The following is an 18,935-nucleotide window of genomic DNA, read 5'->3' on the forward strand; positions in this document are numbered from 1 at the left end:
TCACAAAACTATGTTTGTTAATGCAAGTGAAACGCTTTTTTTTCTCAAACAAAAGCTATGTTTCTATGTGTTTAAAAAAATAAAAAATATACTAACAGTTTAAAATAAGTAATAAAATGTATTCAGGTTCAGGATTTAGCAATTGGGAAATTGGAGATGTTGATGTATTTATAGATGAAAAAGGAATTCATCATTTATTTCATTTAATTATTCCCAATCACGATTATATTGCGCATGCAGTATCAAAAGACGGTCTTTCGTGGAAACGCGTAAAAAATGCCTTATTTGTTGGCGATCCAGGAGAATGGGACGATGATATGTTATGGACAATGCACATTAGCAAAAAATCGGATGGCGACGGTTATGAAATGTATTATACTGGATTAAAACGTCAGGATAAAGGAATTGAACAAAAAGTAGGACGAGCAGTTTCTGCCGATTTACTCAATTGGAAAAAAGAAAATCTATATGGACTTCCTTTTAAAAGTGAAGCACCGCATTATGAAGGTCCAAACAACAATCCGCGACAATGGATTAGTTTTCGAGATCCTTTTAAATACCAATACAAAGGCGAAGATTATCTTTTAATCTGCGCCCGAAGCGCCTCTGGACCAACATACCGCAGAGGCTGTATTGGTGTTGCTAAAAGAGAAAAAGAAGGTTATGTGCTGCAAAAACCGCTTCACATTCCGTATGTTTATGATGATGTAGAATGTCCGTGTGTATTTGAAATTAAAGGAACACATTATCTTTTAGGATCGATAAGAGAAGATATTAAAATCCGTTACTGGTCTTCGCCAGAATTTAGAGGAGAATATTCTGCATTTCATAATAATGTACTCATGCCCCAAGGAAACTATGCTGCCAGAGTGATTAAAGATGGAAAACATTTCTTGGTTTACAATTTCTATTTCGCAGACGGAAACGTTAATACACATCGTGTGATTCCACCACCAAAAGAACTCGACGTCGATAAAAGCGGACGGCTTTTATTAAAAAGTTATTATTATTGGCAGAAACTCTATCAGAAAACAATTCTTCAAAAAGATTTGCCTCTACCCTTGCCGATTCTAGGAAATCCAACAGCAGAATTTGTTTTAGAAAACGAAAATAAATGGCGATTTGGATGCCGAAGCGGTTATGAAATCTACGGTTTCGAAAAACCTTCTAACGATTTTGTCTGGGAAGGAACATTGTCTGTTGAAGGAATGGGAAAAACAGGTTTTGTGATCGAATGTGATAAAGAAGGAACGGGATATTATATTTCGATTGACTTCATGAATGGTTTCGTGCAGTTTAGAGCCTGGGGATTTAATGAAAAGGATGTCAAGAATAATTTTATTTTTGAAAACATCCAAACCAATCAGTTTGAAATTAGCGAGGAAAAACAGATTTCCTTTAAGATTATCCGTTATGGAAATTACTACGAGCTTTCGATTAACGATATTGTAAAACTGACTTTACTAGATTTCAAATACAATGAAGGAAAAATCGGGATTTACGTTTGTTCTGCTGTAATTTCAATTAGTGATTCTAAAATTCACGTTATTCCAGAACCTGAAAATGAATATGCAGCTTCAGATCCTGAAAAATATGATAATGAATTACAGCCAAATTCTTTAATTTAATAAACTATTCAGCTAAAATTAAACACATAGAAATATAGAATTTCTTACGCTAAAAAGGCGTTTCACTTGTTTCAATTCGCATAGCGACTATGTGTGGAGAAACGAGTTTCTCTTTTACTTTCTTTATTAATAATTTAAAATCTATGTTTCTATGTGTTAAAAAAATATATACATCGAGTTAACACAGCTGTTTTTATTTTGAAAGATTAAACTTAAATTGGCATTTCAAACTCATAATTTTAAAAAATGCCACAAAATCCGTCGTCAGAAGATGTAAAAAGAATTTTCGAAAAGTATTTTACTGCCGATATGAATATCTGGAAAGGCTTTTCGGAGAAAATTAAAGTCCGTGAATTTGAGAAGTCAGAAATTATAAAAGATTATCATGGTGTGGAGAAATACCTTAATATCATCATTAAAGGATCGGCAGGATTATTTGTTTGGGACGGCAAAAGAGACATTTGCATTAATTTATTGTATGAAAATAGTTTTATAAGCGATTATATGTCTTTCTTAAATCAGCAGCCATCGGTTATTAAAACTGAAGCTTTAGAAGATATAGTGCTTTGGTCTATTTCTCATCAAGATTTGAATGAATTATATCAAAGATCGGAAACAGGCTTGCGAATTGGAAAAGCCATTTCTGAAATGCTTTATGTACGCAAACAACAAGAACAAATTAATCTTTTGACACTTTCTCCTCAAGAACGTTATTTGAAACTTATAGAAGGCCGTCCGGAAATTTTTCAGAGAACGCCTTTAAAAATCATCGCTTCTTATCTCGGATTAACAGCAGAAAGTCTAAGCCGAATTCGAAAAAGAGTTATGGAAAAATGATTTCTTACCCAAAGTCAATTTTATTTTAATTTATGCGCCATAAGTTTGCTTCACTAAACCAAACAAATTTAAAACGATGAAAAATAAAATCAACTTTGGAGCCATTATAGTTTTTTACGTAGTCGCAGTAATCTGCAGATATGCAGCTGTAAAAACCAATTTATTATCTGTAATAGAAAATCCGTATTTAGTGATTTTACTGCGCGGTGCTGGTCCTGCTTTAGGAGCTTTGGCTGCAATAAAAATATTCTCACTTCATAATCCAATGTCTTTAAAAGGAATATACAAAAATGCAATTGTTCCATTTGCTGTTTATTGGATTCTTCCCGCTATTTTAATCGCCGGAGTTTATTACGCTACAATTGGTAAATTCCCTATTTTATTAATGTTTACAGTTCTGGCTTACGGACTTTTGGAAGAAATTGGATGGCGAGGTTTTTTACAGGAACAGCTAAAATCACTTCCTAAATTTACCTCTATAGTAATTATTTCAGTTCTTTGGTTTGCTTGGCATTTAAACTTAGAAATGACTCCAAGCAACATGATTTTTCTCGGAATTATTTTCTTCGGAACTTGGGGAATTGGAAAAGTATATACTTCTACAGGTTCATTATTAGCAGTTGCAGGAGTGCATTCGCTAAACAATTTCTTCCGCGATGGCTTGCATCAGACGGAACTAACTTTAATCGCGATTTTACTATTAATATGGGTTGGTTTTATTATTCTTTACAACAAAAAATTTAAAACTGTTGCAAATCCAGCTTAACCAATAAGTTTTAAATAGTTTATATAAAACAGCATAAGTCTTAACTGATTTATGCTGTTTTATTTTTTAAACACATAGAAACATGGTTTTAGATTGTGCATAAAGGCGTTTCACTTGCATTAATACATATAGCTGTACGACTTGAATCTAAGTGTTAGAAGCTAGTTTCTATATGTTAAAATTAAATATTCTCTATCTTAATTTAATCGTTCTGTCGTTTCCATTCTTAAACAATGCTCGCTTCCTAAATAAAGCGGATTCCCATGTTTCTCTGACCAAAATCCGTCTAAAACATCTTTTGTGATGCATCTGTAAACTGCAACTCCCTTGTAAATTTTATGGTCATCTCCTTTATAACTAAAATTGATTACTAAAATATTATCCTTGAAGAAACCTGTACCTTTTTGTTTTGAACTATTGATAACCCAATCTGCTTTTATTCGGTTGTTTTTATCCAAAGTTAGAGTCAAAACACCTTTGTATGTTATTTCATTGCTTTCGTCCTGATTGCTTCCCGAAACCGAAAAAGTGCCTACTAGATCTTGTATTGTCATTTATAAATGCTGCTATTTTTTGGCAAAAGTAAAAATTATCTTTTAAATCGATTTTGTCCTGTTTTTTAAAGCCAAAAGTCATTTTAACTTTTTAAAAGAAAGGTTGAAATTTTGTTAATTTCTTATCAAATTAAGTAAGGTTCGTGTAAGATTTATGACTAAATTGGTAGTATGAGAACAAATCCTGATGTACTTATTATTGGAGGCGGTCTTGCTGGTTTAGCAAGCGCTTTACACCTATCCAAAAAAGGATTAAAGGTTGTTCTTATCGAAAAAAATACGTTTCCAAAACATAAAGTCTGTGGCGAATATATTTCAAATGAAATTCTACCATATTTATTATGGCTTGATGTAGATGTTGCCAAACTCCACCCCACCAATATTTCAAATTTTGAATTTACAGCACAAAACGGAAAAACAGCTAAAACAAAACTTCCGTTAGGCGGTTTCGGAATCAGCCGTTATGAATTGGATTATTTTCTATTTCAAAAAGCAGTAGAAAAAGGCTGTACAATTCTAACAGAAACGGTTACACACATTTCTTTTCAAAATGACATTTTTACGGTAAACACTTCTGGACAGATTTTTACTGCAAAAATAGTTCTGGGCGCTTATGGCAAAAGATCAAATATAGATCAGATTTTGTCAAGAGATTTTATTTCTAAGAAATCGCCGTGGCTAGCCGTAAAAGGACATTATAATGGAAATTTTGACGAAAGTCTTGTTGCTTTGTACAACTTTCAAGGCGGTTATTGCGGAGTTTCAAAAGTCGAAAATGACGTTATAAATATTTGCTATTTAGCCGATTTTGAAACTTTTAAAAAATATAAAAACATTGAAGAGTATCAGAAATCAGTGCTTTATAAAAACAAAAAACTGAAAGCTATTTTTGAAAACAGCACTTCCTTATTTGAAAAACCTTTAACCATAAGCCAGATTTCATTCGATAAAAAAGAGCCTGTAGAAAACCATATTTTAATGATTGGCGATACTGCTGGATTAATTCACCCAATGTGTGGCAACGGTATGGCAATGGCCATTCATAGCGCCAAAATTGCTTCAGAATTGGTATTGGATTTTTATTTGGGTAAGATAGAATCAAGAAGCGAATTGGAGAAAAAGTACATTCAGGAATGGAAAAAGCATTTTAGCAAAAGATTATTCTTTGGACGAATATTAGCCAAAGCGCTGACATACAAAAATTTCACACATGCAGTGACCACTATTGCAGCTTCGATTCCGTCATTACTTTCCTTTATTGTAAAACAAACGCATGGCCGTCCGATAACAGTTGAATAAATGAGCGTAAACACTAAATATAGAACAGAAGAAATTGAAATCATGGACGATTTTTCGCTAGAAGGCGAAGAATTGATTGGTGCTTTAGATCAAATTGCTTCTATTAATCAATTGCTTGGCGGTAATAAACTGACGCTTCATGGCATAGAAGAACTTTTAAAAAAGACTGATATTTCAAAAACAATAATAATCGCAGACATAGGTTGCGGAAATGGCGATATGTTGAGAATGCTTGCGAAATATGGACAAAAGCGCAATCTCAATTTTAAACTAATTGGTATTGATGCCAATGCATTTACAATTAGTTATGCCGAAACATTGTCTAAAGATATTCCGAACATTGAATATCTCTGCATGGATATTTTTAGCGAAGAATTTAGCCAACTAAAATATGACATCGTTTTATGCACACTTACACTGCATCATTTTTCAACAAACCAAATTGCAGAAGTAATGGATGTTCTAAATAAAAATGCTTCAATAGGTATTGTAGTAAACGATCTGCATCGCAGCAAAGTTGCTTACAGATTATTTGAACTGATTGGCTTTGTTTTCAACCTCAATAACATGTCGCGCAATGATGGATTAATTTCTATTTTAAAAGGATTCAAAAAGAACGAACTGGAGCATTTATCCAAAAAATTAAATTTAAAAAACTATTCCATAAACTGGAAATGGGCTTTTCGCTACCAGTGGATAATTACTAAAATATGAGTGTCAAAATAATCACAGCTGTCAAACAGCTTCCGCAATATTCCAGAACAACAGAAGAAATTCTTCCACTTGTCGATGTATGGCTTGAAGGTCAGGAAGAACGTTTTGTCAAAAAAGTAAAAAAGATATTTGAAGGAGCTTCTGTAGACAAACGCTATTCTATCATGGAACCTTCGGAGGTTTTTACCGCTACTTCATTTGAAGAAAAAAATGATATTTATAGCCGTGAAATGATTATTCTAGGGCATCAGGTTTTAGAAAAAGCATTAGAAAAAACGGGCTGGGATCCGCAGAGTTTAGATTATATTATTACGGTAAGCTGTACCGGAATTATGATTCCTTCGCTTGACGCTTATCTGATTAATAAAATGAAATTAAGACAAGATATTGTTCGTCTTCCTGTAACCGAAATGGGCTGTGCGGCTGGAATATCTGGAATTATTTATGCAAAGAATTTCCTGAAATCAAATCCGGGTAAACGTGCTGCAGTAATTGCAGTAGAGTCGCCAACAGCAACTTTTCAGCTGAATGATTTCTCAATGCCCAATATTGTCAGCGCTGCTATTTTTGGAGATGGCGCTGCGTGCTGTTTGTTATCATCAAAAGAGGAAGATTCGGGTCCTGAAATTCTAGATGAACAAATGTATCATTTTTATGATGCCGAACATATGATGGGCTTCAAACTCACTAACGGCGGACTGCAAATGGTTCTCGACATTGAAGTTCCAGACACGATTGCTTCTCATTTTGAAGATATTATTCATCCTTTTTTAAAGCAGAATAATCTAGAAATAAAAGATATTGACCACATGATATTTCATCCGGGTGGAAAAAAAATTGTTACAACTGTTGAATCGCTTTTCGCTGGATTGGAAAAAAATATTGATGATACCAAAGAAATCCTCAGAGAATATGGCAATATGTCGAGCGCAACGGTTTTGTATGTTTTAGAAAACATTATGAACCGAAATCCGAAAAAAGGAGAAAAAGGTTTAATGCTAAGTTTTGGCCCAGGATTTTCGGCACAAAGAGTTTTATTGCAATGGTAATTTGAAAGCTTATGGAATTAACTAATATTATAAAACAGCTACCGTACAGCGAACCTTTTTTGTTTGTTGATGAATTGCTTCATGCTGATGAAAACGGTGTGACAGGAACATATACATTTCGAGAGAATCTTGACTTTTACAGAGGACATTTTAAAAACAACCCTGTAACTCCTGGCGTAATTCTAACTGAAACGATGGCTCAAATTGGAATGGTTTGTTTGGGAATATTCCTTTTAGGAAATGAACTAGGCGAAAATACAGTAATCGCTTTTACTTCTGCTGATATAGAGTTTTTAAAACCGGTTTATCCAAATGAAAAAGTAACGGTGACATCGGAGAAATTGTTCTTTCGTTTTGGAAAATTAAAATGCAATGCAGTAATGAAAAACGAAGCTGGACAAGAAGTTTGTAGAGGCGTTCTGGCTGGAATGATAACAAAAAGATTATGAAAAAGCGAGTGGTTATAACTGGTCTTGGAGTGGCTGCACCAAATGGTGTTGGAATTCCAGCGTTTACTCATGCACTGCAAAACGGCATTTCGGGTATTCGGCATGATGCACAGCTCGAAGAATTGCAGTTTTCTTGTCAGATTGCAGGTCAGCCTCAAATCTCTGACGAATTGAAAGCGCAATATTTTACAGAACTCGAACTTCGCGGGCTCAATAGTACAGGGATTTTATATGGCATTATTGCGGGTATGGAAGCATGGAATAATGCTGGATTGCCAATAAATGAAAATCCAGATTGGGACAGCGGAGCTATTTTTGGAGCTGGAACTTCTGGAATTGATAAATTTCGCGAAAGCATTTATAAAATTGATGAACTGCAAGTCCGAAAATTGGGAAGCACTGTTGTCGCACAAACCATGAACAGCGGTGTGAGCGCCTATCTTGGGGGTAAAATCGGATTGGGAAATCAGGTTACCACCAATTCTTCGGCTTGTACAACAGGCGCTGAGGCTATTTTAATGGCTTACGACCGAATACAATCTGGACAAGCAAAACGAATATTGGCGGGAAGCACCTCGGACAGTGGCCCCTATATTTGGGGAGGATTTGATGCGTTGCGTGTCTGCTCATCCAAATTTAATGACAAACCCGAAGAAGGTTCAAGACCTATGAGCGCTTCGGCAGCAGGATTTGTGCCCGGAAGCGGTGCAGGTGCTTTTGTTATAGAAGACTTGGAAACTGCTTTGGAACGTAATGCTACTATTTATGCCGAAATATTAGGCGGAAATGTCAATTCTGGCGGACAAAGAGACGGCGGAACTATGACGGCTCCCAACAGTACAGCTGTACAAAGATGCATTAAAACAGCTATCCAAAATGCAGGAATCAATCCAAATGAAATTGATGCCATAAATGGACATTTGACGGCTACAACCAAAGACAGTCTTGAAATTGAAAACTGGACAAAAGCATTGGGTCGAAACGGTGCTGATTTTCCATATATTAATTCTTTAAAAAGCCTTACGGGGCATTGCTTAAGCGCTTCTGGAAGTGTTGAAAGTATTGCTGCAGTATTACAGCTTCATGAAGATTTTTTATTTGGAAATCTAAACTGTTCTGACCTTCATCCTGAAATTGCTGCATTAATTGATCCTTCAAAAGTGCTTTTCAAAACTATTAAAACGAATCCTAAAATAATTGCAAAAGCCAGTTTTGGTTTTGGCGATGTAAATGCATGTATTTTATTTAAAAAATTTAAAAACTAAAATGGACAGAACTGAACTTATCGAAAAATTAAAAGTGATTATAAAGCCTTTTGCAACTAACACAGAAGCATTTGACAATCTAACAGAAGAAACTGATTTTATTAAGGATCTTAATATAAACTCAGCCAATCTGGTTGATATCGTTTTGGACATTGAAGAAAATTTCGATATTGTTATCGACAACTCCGACATGGAACGCATGCTTGACGTAAAGACCGCAGTTGAAATTATTGAAACCAAACTTGCCGAAAAATGATTGGCAATGATGTTATAGATCTTGTGCAGTCACGCATAGAAAGCCGTTGGCAGCGCACAGGTTTTATAGACAAATTGTTTACAATAGAGGAGCAAAGGTTTATCAACGATTATGATAAACCTGAAACAATGGTATGGCTTTTATGGAGCATGAAAGAAGCGGCCTATAAAATTTATAATCGTCAGACCAAAATACGGGAATTCAGCCCGAAAAAGCTTTGTTGCTTTTTAGATTCTATAAACTCTCATTTAATATCAGGTAAAGTAATTTGCAATGAAAATGTGTATTATACTCAAAGTACATTTTCATTAGAAAACATTCATACAATTGCTGTAGATAATTTAGAAAACATCAAAAATATAATTGAAGTTGAAAACAAAGAAATTATAAAAGACGAAAATGGAATTCCCTATTTAAAAATTAACAATATGCTTCAAGATGTCTCAATCAGTCATCATGGAAGGTTTGAAAAATGGGTCACTCTCAGAAAATGATTTTATAGGTTCAATATGCCATTTTTGCTCCGCTTTTTTGTTTATTAACAGATTTAAAAAAGAATCAATCACTAAGAAAATTCTTTATATTTGGATTAAAATATTCTGCATTCTATTTTTTTAGCAATCTAAAATCTATGAAGATACTTTTTACTAAACTGGTATTGCTTTTATTATTCTTAACCTTATTTTCTTGCGAAAATAAGAAACCTAAACCAGTGATAAAACCTCCATATCAAGCAGGTGTAATTTTATCTTTTGATGATGCTTATGTTGACGAATGGTCTGAAGCAGATCGAGCATTGCGAAAGTATTCTTGGAAAGGCACTTTTAATGTCTGCCGAATAGATTCTATTGGAGCTCCAGAAATTAAAACATTGTTAGAAATGCAAAAATATGGTCATGAGATAGCTGGACATGGTTATCATCATTACAATGCGGTTAAGTTTACCAAGCAGTTTAGCGTCAAAGAATACTTAAAACAAGAAATAGATCCTATGATTGTTTCTATGAAGAAAAAGGGATTCAACGTTACTTCTTTTGCATATCCTTACGGTGAAAGATCAGATTCTCTGGATCAAGCTTTATCGCCTTTATTCAAAATTATAAGAGGACGAGCATTTGGAGGCGAAATTCCAGAGAAACAAGACAGTTATTTTGATAATTCTAAAATTGTATTTGCTTTTGATATTGATAATAGCCATATCCATTTTAGTATTCCCTATTTGCTTGAATTATTAGATTATGCTAAAAAGAACAATAAAATTCTAATTCTATGCGGTCATAAACCTGTTAAGGATATAACTGAAAATTATCAAACCAAAATAGAAACGTTAGAATTTATCTGCAAATACATGAAACTGAACGATCTTAAATTTTATCGCCTTTCAGATTTAGATAATCTGCTTCCTCCTCAGCTTTAATCCATAAAATATAAAATATAAATAATGAAGATACATCTTGTCTTTATGCTCGCTGCCGTAATGGTTTGTCAAGCTCAAGTAAAAAATCCTGTAATCAAAGCTTCTTCAAAAATCTGCTATATAAAAGAAGACAACGAAGAAAAAACAAAATGGTATTTAGATCCAAAAGCTAAACTAGATTTGTATGTTACCAACAAAAGTCCAAAAGAGAAAATCATTGCCTTTTATACTAATAAAGATTCTATCTCAATAAAATTAAAACCTGGAAAAAAGTTTGATTTTACAGTGCTCTTAAATAATACTGATAGCTGTTTTACACGCGTTGAATGTCCGTCTTTAAAAAACTTTTCGAAACTCAAACCTGAAATGCACGATACAATTCCATTTGTGCTTTCAGATTATAACAATATCATTTTTAAAGTAAAGATGGACGATAAAGAAACTCTAGACCTAAAATTTGATTCGGGAACTAGTGATTTTCTTTTAACAAATGAAATACTCAATCAGCTAAAATTAAACAGTTTAAAAGGGCATAGTTTTAAACTTGGAAATCAAATATGGAACGATCAAGAGATTTTTCCTGTAGAATTATCGGGACAAGGAACTGTGGGCCGTTTTGGATGGAATTTATTTGATGGAACAATAGTAGAAATCGATTATGATAAAAAACTTTTTATAATTCATTCTAAATTATCAAAACGAAACAAAGAGTACACGAAACTTGATATGGAATTTGTTCGTACTCTATTTTGTGTTCAAGGACAGCTTCAAATAAACAATACAGCTTATAAAGGGCGTTTTCTTTTTGATAATGGCTATCAGCGTACTGCAATGCTAGATCAGCAAATCATGCAGGAACAGCAATATCCGAAGGAAAGTTTACCTGTTATCAAAAAAGTAATTTTAAAAAATGGTCAAGGAGAAGAAATCCCTGTGCTGACGGTAAAAAACGAAAAATTCTATTTAGGAAATTTATGTTTGAATGATGTGCCTGTACAATTGCTAGCAACAGGCAATCCAGCCCAATTCAAAACCCATATTCTTGGCAACGAAGTTTTAAAAAGATTTAATACGATATTGGATTTTCAGGAAAACAAAGTTTACTTAAAACCAAATTCATTATGGAATGAACCTTACACCGAAGGATCATAAAAAATAATTGGTACAGAAAAACTAAAAGGATCCAATTTAAACCGACACTTTAAATTGGATTCTTTTTTTGTATTTTTAATCATTCATAAGTTTTTCTATTACTGATTTAAAATGCTAAAAGAAAAAACAATCCGAATTTTATTCTTGGTAATCTGTATTATCTCTTCTCTTCCGATTTGCTACGGACAGTATAAGATTTCGGGTTATATTGATGCAGAACAAAAAAACAAAACCGTCTATTTGAGTCTGCTGAAATATGATGAAGAAACTATGATTACCGAAAATCAGATTCTTTTTTCTACTCAGACAAATAATGATGGATATTTTGAATTTAAAGGACAGCTATTATCAGAAAAAGATAAACTTTACCGCATACATTCCAATATTAATACAATAAAAGGGTTGCAATTGGTAAGTGATAACGAGAAGAGCAATTATTACAATTTTATATTTTCTAATCGAGATACGATCTACTTTCAAAAATCTGGAAACAATTGGTTTAGCGAATCAAAAAACAGTAATTCAGCAGATATAGAATGGCGAAAATTAAAATCTTTTGAAGAGCAGTTAGAGAAAAATAATGCTCAAATAAAAAACAAAGAAGCACAACAGCAAGCTGTAAATGATTTTGCCGAAAAAGTAAAATCCTATAGCGAGAAAAGCATTAAACATTCTCTGCTGAAGCTTTTAGCTTTTTCAGATATCAAAAAAAATGACTTTAATATAAAAACTGACTTTGAGAAAGATGAAGCGTTTTACGATGGTGTTTCTAATTCGCTGAAAAGCTACTACGGTGAAACGTCTTATTACCTCCAGTATCAAGATGAAATTTCAAAAATTTCAAATGTTATATTACAGCAAAAATATGCATTTCAGAAAAAGCTGAATTATGCTTTAGTTATATTAGTTTTCATTTTGATTCTTGTTTCTGTTTTTCAATTTAGAAAATTAAAGGCTCTTAAACCTCAAAAAATAATACAAGAAATCTCAAACCTGACCTTGACCAATCAGGAAGAGAAAATCACCAAACTGATTTTAGAAGACAAATCGAACAAAGAAATTGCTAATGAGCTTTTTATTTCGCTGAGTACAGTAAAAACCCATATTCGAAATCTTTATGCTAAGTTGGATGTCACAAACCGTCATGAATTGGTTGCTAAATTGAAAAATCATCCTTGGGATTAGTCCCAATCTCAGCCTCTTCGTAACTAATTTTCCAAATTCAGCGATCTAATTTTGTTTCCGAAATCTTAAATCAATCGGAAATGGAAAAGAATCTTCTATTGTTAATCTTCTTTACAATCTTGCAATTTGCTTCAGCGCAAGAAACAGAAAAGGCTGCTAAAAACAGACAAAATATTCAAGAAAAGCTATTGGAAGCAAAAGTACTTTTAGAAAACGACAACGGAAAACTTTGGGGAAAGCCAATCTGGAACGACAGCATTATCGTAATAGACTTTGACAATTCAATCTATAGTTTGGTAAAATTACCGAATAGCAAAACGGATAATGGCGTTTTATATTCTAAAATCATGGAACCTAATTCGCTAGTTTTTGTTAATACCACTCAGAAATATGACGGGAAAGAATATGCTACAGTTCTCAATAATTATCTGGACGATAAAGGTGCCACTATCATTCATGAATTATTTCATTTACTTCAAATGAAATCCAGAAAATTTAATGGAAATCCGATTGAATATCTCGATAAAACCAACGCCCGTATTTTATTGCGATTAGAATATCAGGCATTAAAAAATGCTTTAAAAGCTGTTATCGAAAAGAAGAAAACTGAAGAGATTAAAAACTATTTGAAAGACGCTATTCTTTTTCGTAAAGAAAGACAAAAGCAATATGCAAAATATCTTAATGATGAACTTGAAATAGAAACCTTAGAAGGTTTAGCTAATTACACAGGTTTTGTCTTGTCTTCTTATGATAACAAATACGAAAAGGCGATAGAAGAAATTAACCAACGAGAAGAAGCGAAAACCTACACGAGGCCTTTTCCTTATGCTACTGGTCCAGCCTACGGATTGCTATTTGATTATTTAAATATCGCTTGGAGAAAAAGTTTAGATAATACTTATAATTTTACTGATATTTATGAAGTTATGATATTAAAATCAAAATTAACTATCACTAAAAAGCAACTACAATTAGCCAAATCCAGAAATAATTTTATCGAAATAAACAAACAAGAAATTGCTCGGGAAGAAGAACAAAAAAAGCTAATTTCTTATTACACTAAATTGCTAATCAATAAACCAATCCTAAAAGTCGCACTTACCGATATTGACCATTACGGACGCACTTTTAATATGAATGGAACGCTAACTTTAAATGATAAAGGAATCGTGTATTCTAGTATTAAAGGGCGTGATAAATCGGGAAATAACTTTGGAAATTTTGCCACAATCGAAGGGAAAAATCAATTGGGAAAAGCTGGTATTTTAAGTTATGATAAAGATGGCAAAACTTATTTTGTTTTTCCAATACCGTCTAAAATTGAAGGTCAAAAAATTACAAGCGAATTTTACGAAATAGAACTAAATCCTGATTGGAAAATTGTAAAACAAAATGACGGAAATATGGAAATTGTAAAAGAATCTAAAAGTTAATGTACAACTTCTTCAAAAACCAAAATAGATTATGTCAACGGATATTCTTTCTGCCCGAAATATTGTTTATCTGTAAAACCCCAGCGGGGTGAAATATTTATAGAAATACAATAAGGTAAATAAAAAAGCTCCCTAGGAGCGACATATTTTTCTGCAACCTAAAATATGTCGCTCCTATGGAGCTTTATACTGTAAACATTTATCTTTTTCTATAAATATTTCGCTTCTCCGAAGCTTACCAAAAAGAGCTATCTTTTTGAGACTACCTATCTTTTACAATAAAGTTTCCTGATCGTCAGGATTAAAACTGCCTTCGTCAGGATATTTTATACTTCCTTTTAATTCTTCTACACGTTTTGGATCAAACTTAGGTAGCTGTAATTCACCATTCTTTTTCCAATTTTTAACAGTTTTAGCAACTGCTTCCGCTTTTTCATTAGAAACCGGAGTATCCCTAGTCATATAAAGTGTCTGTGAAGGATAAGCCAAAGAAGTTCCGCTACTTTCGATAATGTCAAGCATTCGCAGTAAAAGATCTTCTTGAACCTCTTGTGACGTTTCAAAATTTATGGCTTCTATATAAGCGGTAATCTCAACTTTTAATGCATCGGCAGTAATACCTGTAAAACGAACTATTGGTGGAGTATTTATAACCGAAGGATGCGCAAGCAGCAAAGATTTTAATTCCACTAAAAGATAACGCATCTGATCTGGAGTTGTTTCCATTCTAAAACCAAAAATCGGATTGAATATAAAACGGTCGCGATGTGCATAATTTTCTATTTTACTAGCCGATAGCTGACCATTCGGAATTGTTACAATTGTACGGGCTGGTGTGCGAAGTGTGGTAGAGCGCATTCCGATTGCTTCTACGGTTCCTTTTATATCATCAACTCGACAATAATCTCCAACACGCAATGGCTGATCTGCAATAAGACTTACACTTCCCACAAAATTTTCTATCGTTTTTTGCGCTCCAAGAGCCAAGGCAATCCCCCCAATTCCCAGTGCGGCAAGTCCTGCAGTAACATCAACACCAATAATTCCCAATAATGCAATGATTCCAATAACAACAATCGCGGCTTTCATTGTGCGACTCAAAAACAAAACCGCAGATACTGCAGAAGCACGTCCTCGATTGTTCATTCTGCTTCGAGTATACATACTCACAAAATCGGTCATTCTCCAAAGCAGGATCAAAAAAGCTACAATTCCGATCGTGATTATGATTATGCTAAATCGCTGACGAACTATTATTGAAATTCCCATTCGCTGCGTAAAAGCCACGAATAAAATCACCGTTAGATACATCTGAACTGGCAACGTAAAAGCATCTATAATTGCAGTTCCTTTTTCAGTATCTGCTTTCTTCCACACTTTTTGAATTAGAAAAATGAGTACAAAAATAAGAAGCCTAGACAATAAATAAGTAACAACTGCCATTACCACCACTACTCCCCAGTGGCCAATTGGAACATTTCCTAATTTTCTATCTTTTAGAAATTTAGGCAATACCCTATCTAAAAAAGTTTTTTCTCCGCTAATATCTGCTCCACGAATTGCTTCTACTGTTTCTGCCGAAAAAAGCCATAATGCCGGTTCGCTGTCATCGGATTGATTCTCTAAATAAAGCTGTATGTCTATTTTATCTGTCGATATATTTCCAACCAAATCTATACCAGTTGTCAGATTATCATCTAAGCGTCCTAATTCTTTATTACTTAAAATAGAAGATGGCGAAAAATTACCTCCCTGATCCAAAAGTTTCTGAAAAGTCTTTGCTATTTCTATTCTTTCGGCTGTTTTACGATAGGAACGTTTGCTCAGAACAAGGTACTGACTGGCACGCAGATAATTCTGATCGCCTAGTGCTTTGATGAATCCGTTGACTGTTCCTTGAGGCGTTCTTCTTCCTAGCGAATCATCTGGAATCTTAACTGGCTCTTCTGTTGTCTTTGCAGCACCTAAAAGCTGTGCTTCGGCTGTATTGGTGTTGACTAGAAAAGTCAAACTCAACAAGAAAAAAAACAATATCCGTTTTGTACCTGAAACCATACTCTATCTGCTTTAGTAATGACTATTAAAAATACTAAATATTGAAGAAAAACAGCAAGGTTTCCGTAAGAAAAAACAGAATCTTACCATTCTTTAAATTTCTTCACAAAAACCTTTATTAGATTTCTCAAGAGCAATTCTTGAACTTGTAACAAACTCAATCAATCCCAATGCATTTAGTTCTTTGGTTAAAACCTCAATTTCATTGTCTGTTCCCGTAGCTTGCAATATCGTATACTCTTTGTGAATTTCTGAAATTTTAAGATCATTTTCCCTAAGCATTAATTCCATATCCATAAATAGAGCAGTCGGAATTTTAAATAAAGCGGTTTGTCTAAAAACAATCTCTTCATTCAAATGATAATAACATTTATAAACCTCAATAATTTTCTCTATCTGTGCCGCTAAATTTACGACAGTATCTAAAGTTTCATTTACTACAATCGTGTGTCGGTACATTTTATCTATCTCGCAAATAGACATATTAAGACTTAAAACGACTATCTGTTTTCTTATAAACATAGAGCTTAGTCTAGTGATTAATCTTAATTGATCTTCTGAATAAATGGTAAGAGTAAATTCGTTTTTCATTGTTTGATTTTTATTTGTGCTTCTTTTAAATAGGTTGCTGAGAAATAAAAAGGCCTTTCACATTTGACTGAGAAAGGCTTTTATGCATAGACAATAGAATCCTGACTCGTCATGTGATACGAATAATGATAATTGAAATAATAATGCTATTTTGAATTGATTTTTTCATAATTGGTCTAAACAAAAAAACCTCCCGTAAAAGGGAGGTTTTCTAAATTGTATATTTTACTTATTTATATAACACCCCTTCACTATTATCGAATGATAATTGTGATAATAATTAAAGCGATGTTAATACTATTTTTCATTTGCATAATTTGATGTCGCAAATATAAAGCTATTTTTTAATCTGTTACTATATATTTTTAAGGTATTAAAACAGCTCTTCCTTTTATTTTTCCTTGTCTCATTCTTTCATAAACTTCGTTGGCATCATCAAGTTTATGTTTTTCAATTTCGATATGGATTTTCTTTTGTCTTGCCAAACCAACCACTTCCATCAATTCTGTTCTTGACCCCCAATACGGATTGGTCATGCTCACCCCAAAAGGTAATCCATTCATGCTATATTGATAATGTCCTCCACCAAGACCAACAATAGTAAGATCTCCATCAAGGCTCACTACTTTTGTTCCTAAATCTATTGTAGAAGTTGATCCAACAAAATCTAGAACTACTTTTGCTTTTTTGATTCCTGTAATTTTCTGAATTTGTTCTGCAACATCGGCATCTTTAGAATTAATTGCATAAGCTGCTCCCAATTCTTTTGCAAAAGCCAATTTATCTTCTGTCACATCGCAGGCAATAATTTCTGCTCCGCTTATTTCTCTTAATATCTGTAGCGCCACATGTCCTAGTCCGCCAACCCCAATTACTACAACATATTCGTCAGCCATTAATTTAGGAAGCGAACGTTTAATCGCAGAATATGGTGTAAGGGCAGCATCTGTCAATGGAGCTGCAATAACAGGATCTAAGTCAAATATAGGAACTAAAAGCCTAGAAGATGGCACCAGCATATATTCGGACATTCCGCCGTCTAATCCTAACCCACCGCCATATGCTTGTTCAGATTGATGATCACAATAATTTTCTTTTGACTGCTGGCAAGGTTTGCAATGTCCGCATCCCCAAGGACCGTATACAAGAACTGCGTCTCCTTTTTTATAACCTTCTACATTTTCTCCTATTTCTTCGATCCATCCAGCATTTTCATGTCCTAATGTAAAAACGGTTCCTACTACGGTGCCCTCGTCTATAATATGCAGATCTGAGTGGCAGACACCTGCGCCGCCAATCTTTAATAACACTTCATCACCTTTAGGAACAGGCTTTTCTATATCATTAACTACACGGACATCTTTGTGTCCAAAAAAACGTACTGCTTTCATAAAATAAACTTTTAGATTACTATTCTACTAATTTACAACTTGTATCTTTTATAAGTTTTAACACACAAGTTAAGTTTATCCTAATTTATTGCTAAAACAGGCTTTTCTTTTAGAAAACGGTTATGATTTGGAGCAAGCAAAAAATAAAAAAATATGATTTATTGATATAAAAAAAGAGAACCGAAGCTCTCTTTTACATTTATATTTTGTGGACTTATTATTTAATAATAAACAGATAATAAAATTTTAGAATTTGTACTTTCTATATATTTTGAAAGTCTACCTAAAAATTCTTGATTAACCATTGGACAGCCATGGCTGTTGATGATATAGTACTCTTTTTCATCAGATGGAACCTCTTTGTAAGAATGCAATACAATGGCACGTTTCATAGCGTTATTATTCGATTGGTCTAATCCAGCAAGTCTAAAAGCTTTTCCGAATATGCCTTTGTATGGTTTCTCTACCGAATATCTGCCTAGTGAAGTGCAGTTAGATTCTGGAGCATTACTAAACTGTAAAATATCTCCTTTTATCCCGGTTTCAGAACCTTTTCCATGTGCTACTAAACCCTGATCAAGAATTTGATTATTTTCTAGATCATAAACAAAAAAACGATTTCTTCCTGATTTAATTTTCATATCTACAAGAAAAGCAATTTTGTTGCTGTACTTGTGATTTGACGCAGTAAAAGCCTTAATCTCATTTACATGCTCGGTGAGTCTTGCAAATTCGACTTCGTCTAAAATTTCATCTTCGTCTCTCATACTTAATGAGGTAAACGAACTTAAGGAAAAAAGCAGTGCCAATAAAAATACTCTCATATCCGGCAAATGTTAAGTTAATAGTTATGACTTGGGGTCATTGATAATTTTATGTTGCAAAATTATA

The 18,935-nt window shown here is 33.5% G+C and carries 19 protein-coding genes; 14 read left to right on the forward strand and 5 right to left on the reverse strand.

Features of this window, described 5'->3' with window-relative positions:
• Positions 1 to 116 precede the first annotated feature (116 nt).
• From RB618_RS16830 to RB618_RS16840, 3 genes are all read left to right on the forward strand, one after another.
• Positions 117 to 1,628, forward strand: a complete 1,512-nt coding sequence (locus RB618_RS16830; protein WP_308069799.1) for a glycosyl hydrolase family 32 — start codon at positions 117 to 119, stop codon at positions 1,626 to 1,628.
• Between the two features lie 246 nt (positions 1,629 to 1,874).
• Positions 1,875 to 2,465, forward strand: a complete 591-nt coding sequence (locus RB618_RS16835) for a cyclic nucleotide-binding domain-containing protein (RefSeq protein ID WP_308069800.1) — start codon at positions 1,875 to 1,877, stop codon at positions 2,463 to 2,465.
• A gap of 76 nt (positions 2,466 to 2,541) precedes the next feature.
• Positions 2,542 to 3,231, forward strand: a complete 690-nt coding sequence (locus RB618_RS16840) for a CPBP family intramembrane glutamic endopeptidase (protein ID WP_308069801.1) — start codon at positions 2,542 to 2,544, stop codon at positions 3,229 to 3,231.
• Between the two features lie 197 nt (positions 3,232 to 3,428).
• Here the strand turns inward: RB618_RS16840 and RB618_RS16845 are convergent, their stop codons facing one another.
• A complete protein-coding gene (locus tag RB618_RS16845) occupies positions 3,429 to 3,785 on the reverse strand; it encodes a hypothetical protein (RefSeq protein WP_308069802.1) in 357 nt (118 codons plus the stop codon).
• 171 nt (positions 3,786 to 3,956) lie between these two features.
• Here RB618_RS16845 and RB618_RS16850 point away from each other — a divergent pair, with 171 nt between their 5' ends.
• The 11 genes from RB618_RS16850 to RB618_RS16900 all read left to right on the forward strand — a co-directional run bounded on the left by RB618_RS16850 (position 3,957) and on the right by RB618_RS16900 (position 14,007).
• Complete coding sequence (locus tag RB618_RS16850; protein WP_308069803.1) at positions 3,957 to 5,084, forward strand: NAD(P)/FAD-dependent oxidoreductase; 1,128 nt, start codon at positions 3,957 to 3,959, stop codon at positions 5,082 to 5,084.
• Positions 5,085 to 5,798 (forward strand): methyltransferase domain-containing protein, encoded by a 714-nt coding sequence (locus RB618_RS16855; protein WP_308069804.1) that lies wholly within the window; start codon positions 5,085 to 5,087, stop codon positions 5,796 to 5,798. It abuts the gene before it with no gap.
• Positions 5,795 to 6,847 carry a type III polyketide synthase gene (locus tag RB618_RS16860; protein WP_308069805.1) on the forward strand — a complete coding sequence of 351 codons (1,053 nt, stop codon included), beginning with the start codon at positions 5,795 to 5,797 and terminating at the stop codon, positions 6,845 to 6,847. Before RB618_RS16855 ends, RB618_RS16860 begins: the two co-directional genes overlap by 4 nt.
• A gap of 11 nt (positions 6,848 to 6,858) precedes the next feature.
• Positions 6,859 to 7,296, forward strand: a complete 438-nt coding sequence (locus tag RB618_RS16865; RefSeq protein ID WP_308069806.1) for a 3-hydroxyacyl-ACP dehydratase FabZ family protein — start codon at positions 6,859 to 6,861, stop codon at positions 7,294 to 7,296.
• Positions 7,293 to 8,561, forward strand: coding sequence for a beta-ketoacyl-[acyl-carrier-protein] synthase family protein (locus RB618_RS16870; RefSeq protein WP_308069807.1), 1,269 nt, complete (start codon positions 7,293 to 7,295; stop codon positions 8,559 to 8,561). The genes RB618_RS16865 and RB618_RS16870 overlap by 4 nt, the downstream gene beginning before the upstream one ends.
• A 1-nt stretch (position 8,562) precedes the next feature.
• Positions 8,563 to 8,817, forward strand: a complete 255-nt coding sequence (locus tag RB618_RS16875) for an acyl carrier protein (RefSeq protein ID WP_308069808.1) — start codon at positions 8,563 to 8,565, stop codon at positions 8,815 to 8,817.
• Positions 8,814 to 9,311, forward strand: coding sequence for a 4'-phosphopantetheinyl transferase superfamily protein (locus RB618_RS16880; RefSeq protein WP_308069809.1), 498 nt, complete (start codon positions 8,814 to 8,816; stop codon positions 9,309 to 9,311). Before RB618_RS16875 ends, RB618_RS16880 begins: the two co-directional genes overlap by 4 nt.
• A 137-nt stretch (positions 9,312 to 9,448) precedes the next feature.
• Positions 9,449 to 10,234, forward strand: a complete 786-nt coding sequence (locus RB618_RS16885) for a polysaccharide deacetylase family protein (RefSeq protein ID WP_308069810.1) — start codon at positions 9,449 to 9,451, stop codon at positions 10,232 to 10,234.
• Positions 10,235 to 10,258: 24 nt separating this feature from the next.
• On the forward strand, positions 10,259 to 11,386 hold the full coding sequence (locus RB618_RS16890; RefSeq protein WP_308069811.1) for a hypothetical protein: 1,128 nt from the start codon (positions 10,259 to 10,261) through the stop codon (positions 11,384 to 11,386).
• 111 nt (positions 11,387 to 11,497) lie between these two features.
• A complete protein-coding gene (locus RB618_RS16895; RefSeq protein ID WP_308069812.1) occupies positions 11,498 to 12,571 on the forward strand; it encodes a response regulator transcription factor in 1,074 nt (357 codons plus the stop codon).
• 80 nt (positions 12,572 to 12,651) lie between these two features.
• Positions 12,652 to 14,007, forward strand: a complete 1,356-nt coding sequence (locus RB618_RS16900) for a hypothetical protein (RefSeq protein WP_308069813.1) — start codon at positions 12,652 to 12,654, stop codon at positions 14,005 to 14,007.
• Positions 14,008 to 14,280: 273 nt separating this feature from the next.
• Here RB618_RS16900 and RB618_RS16905 read toward each other — a convergent pair whose 3' ends face one another.
• The 4 genes from RB618_RS16905 to RB618_RS16920 form a co-directional block, all read right to left on the reverse strand.
• Complete coding sequence (locus RB618_RS16905; protein WP_308069814.1) at positions 14,281 to 16,062, reverse strand: mechanosensitive ion channel family protein; 1,782 nt, start codon at positions 16,060 to 16,062, stop codon at positions 14,281 to 14,283.
• Between the two features lie 93 nt (positions 16,063 to 16,155).
• The gene (locus RB618_RS16910) at positions 16,156 to 16,653 is read right to left on the reverse strand and encodes an acetolactate synthase small subunit (RefSeq protein WP_308069815.1); all 498 of its coding nucleotides are present in this window, start codon (positions 16,651 to 16,653) and stop codon (positions 16,156 to 16,158) included.
• A 365-nt stretch (positions 16,654 to 17,018) separates the two neighbouring features.
• The gene (locus RB618_RS16915) at positions 17,019 to 18,044 is read right to left on the reverse strand and encodes an NAD(P)-dependent alcohol dehydrogenase (protein WP_308069816.1); all 1,026 of its coding nucleotides are present in this window, start codon (positions 18,042 to 18,044) and stop codon (positions 17,019 to 17,021) included.
• A 221-nt stretch (positions 18,045 to 18,265) separates the two neighbouring features.
• Positions 18,266 to 18,868: a murein L,D-transpeptidase catalytic domain-containing protein gene (locus RB618_RS16920; RefSeq protein ID WP_308069817.1), complete on the reverse strand. Its 603-nt coding sequence runs from the start codon at positions 18,866 to 18,868 to the stop codon at positions 18,266 to 18,268.
• Positions 18,869 to 18,935 lie beyond the last annotated feature (67 nt).

The sequence above is a fragment of the Flavobacterium sp. LHD-85 genome, from assembly GCF_030929595.1.
GTDB lineage: Bacteria > Bacteroidota > Bacteroidia > Flavobacteriales > Flavobacteriaceae > Flavobacterium.

Bases quoted from the DNA above. Each gene is read 5' to 3' on its own strand.
- RB618_RS16835 (WP_308069800.1), top strand. From the start codon at position 1,875: ATGCCACAAAATCCGTCGTCAGAAGATGTAAAAAGAATTTTCGAAAAG.
- RB618_RS16860 (WP_308069805.1), top strand. From the start codon at position 5,795: ATGAGTGTCAAAATAATCACAGCTGTCAAACAGCTTCCGCAATATTCC.
- RB618_RS16920 (WP_308069817.1), bottom strand. From the start codon at position 18,868: ATGAGAGTATTTTTATTGGCACTGCTTTTTTCCTTAAGTTCGTTTACC.
- RB618_RS16865 (WP_308069806.1), top strand. From the start codon at position 6,859: ATGGAATTAACTAATATTATAAAACAGCTACCGTACAGCGAACCTTTT.
- RB618_RS16890 (WP_308069811.1), top strand. From the start codon at position 10,259: ATGAAGATACATCTTGTCTTTATGCTCGCTGCCGTAATGGTTTGTCAA.
- RB618_RS16830 (WP_308069799.1), top strand. From the start codon at position 117: ATGTATTCAGGTTCAGGATTTAGCAATTGGGAAATTGGAGATGTTGAT.
- RB618_RS16855 (WP_308069804.1), top strand. From the start codon at position 5,085: ATGAGCGTAAACACTAAATATAGAACAGAAGAAATTGAAATCATGGAC.
- RB618_RS16875 (WP_308069808.1), top strand. From the start codon at position 8,563: ATGGACAGAACTGAACTTATCGAAAAATTAAAAGTGATTATAAAGCCT.
- RB618_RS16915 (WP_308069816.1), bottom strand. From the start codon at position 18,044: ATGAAAGCAGTACGTTTTTTTGGACACAAAGATGTCCGTGTAGTTAAT.
- RB618_RS16870 (WP_308069807.1), top strand. From the start codon at position 7,293: ATGAAAAAGCGAGTGGTTATAACTGGTCTTGGAGTGGCTGCACCAAAT.
- RB618_RS16895 (WP_308069812.1), top strand. From the start codon at position 11,498: ATGCTAAAAGAAAAAACAATCCGAATTTTATTCTTGGTAATCTGTATT.
- RB618_RS16840 (WP_308069801.1), top strand. From the start codon at position 2,542: ATGAAAAATAAAATCAACTTTGGAGCCATTATAGTTTTTTACGTAGTC.
- RB618_RS16850 (WP_308069803.1), top strand. From the start codon at position 3,957: ATGAGAACAAATCCTGATGTACTTATTATTGGAGGCGGTCTTGCTGGT.
- RB618_RS16845 (WP_308069802.1), bottom strand. From the start codon at position 3,785: ATGACAATACAAGATCTAGTAGGCACTTTTTCGGTTTCGGGAAGCAAT.
- RB618_RS16880 (WP_308069809.1), top strand. From the start codon at position 8,814: ATGATTGGCAATGATGTTATAGATCTTGTGCAGTCACGCATAGAAAGC.
- RB618_RS16910 (WP_308069815.1), bottom strand. From the start codon at position 16,653: ATGAAAAACGAATTTACTCTTACCATTTATTCAGAAGATCAATTAAGA.
- RB618_RS16900 (WP_308069813.1), top strand. From the start codon at position 12,652: ATGGAAAAGAATCTTCTATTGTTAATCTTCTTTACAATCTTGCAATTT.
- RB618_RS16905 (WP_308069814.1), bottom strand. From the start codon at position 16,062: ATGGTTTCAGGTACAAAACGGATATTGTTTTTTTTCTTGTTGAGTTTG.
- RB618_RS16885 (WP_308069810.1), top strand. From the start codon at position 9,449: ATGAAGATACTTTTTACTAAACTGGTATTGCTTTTATTATTCTTAACC.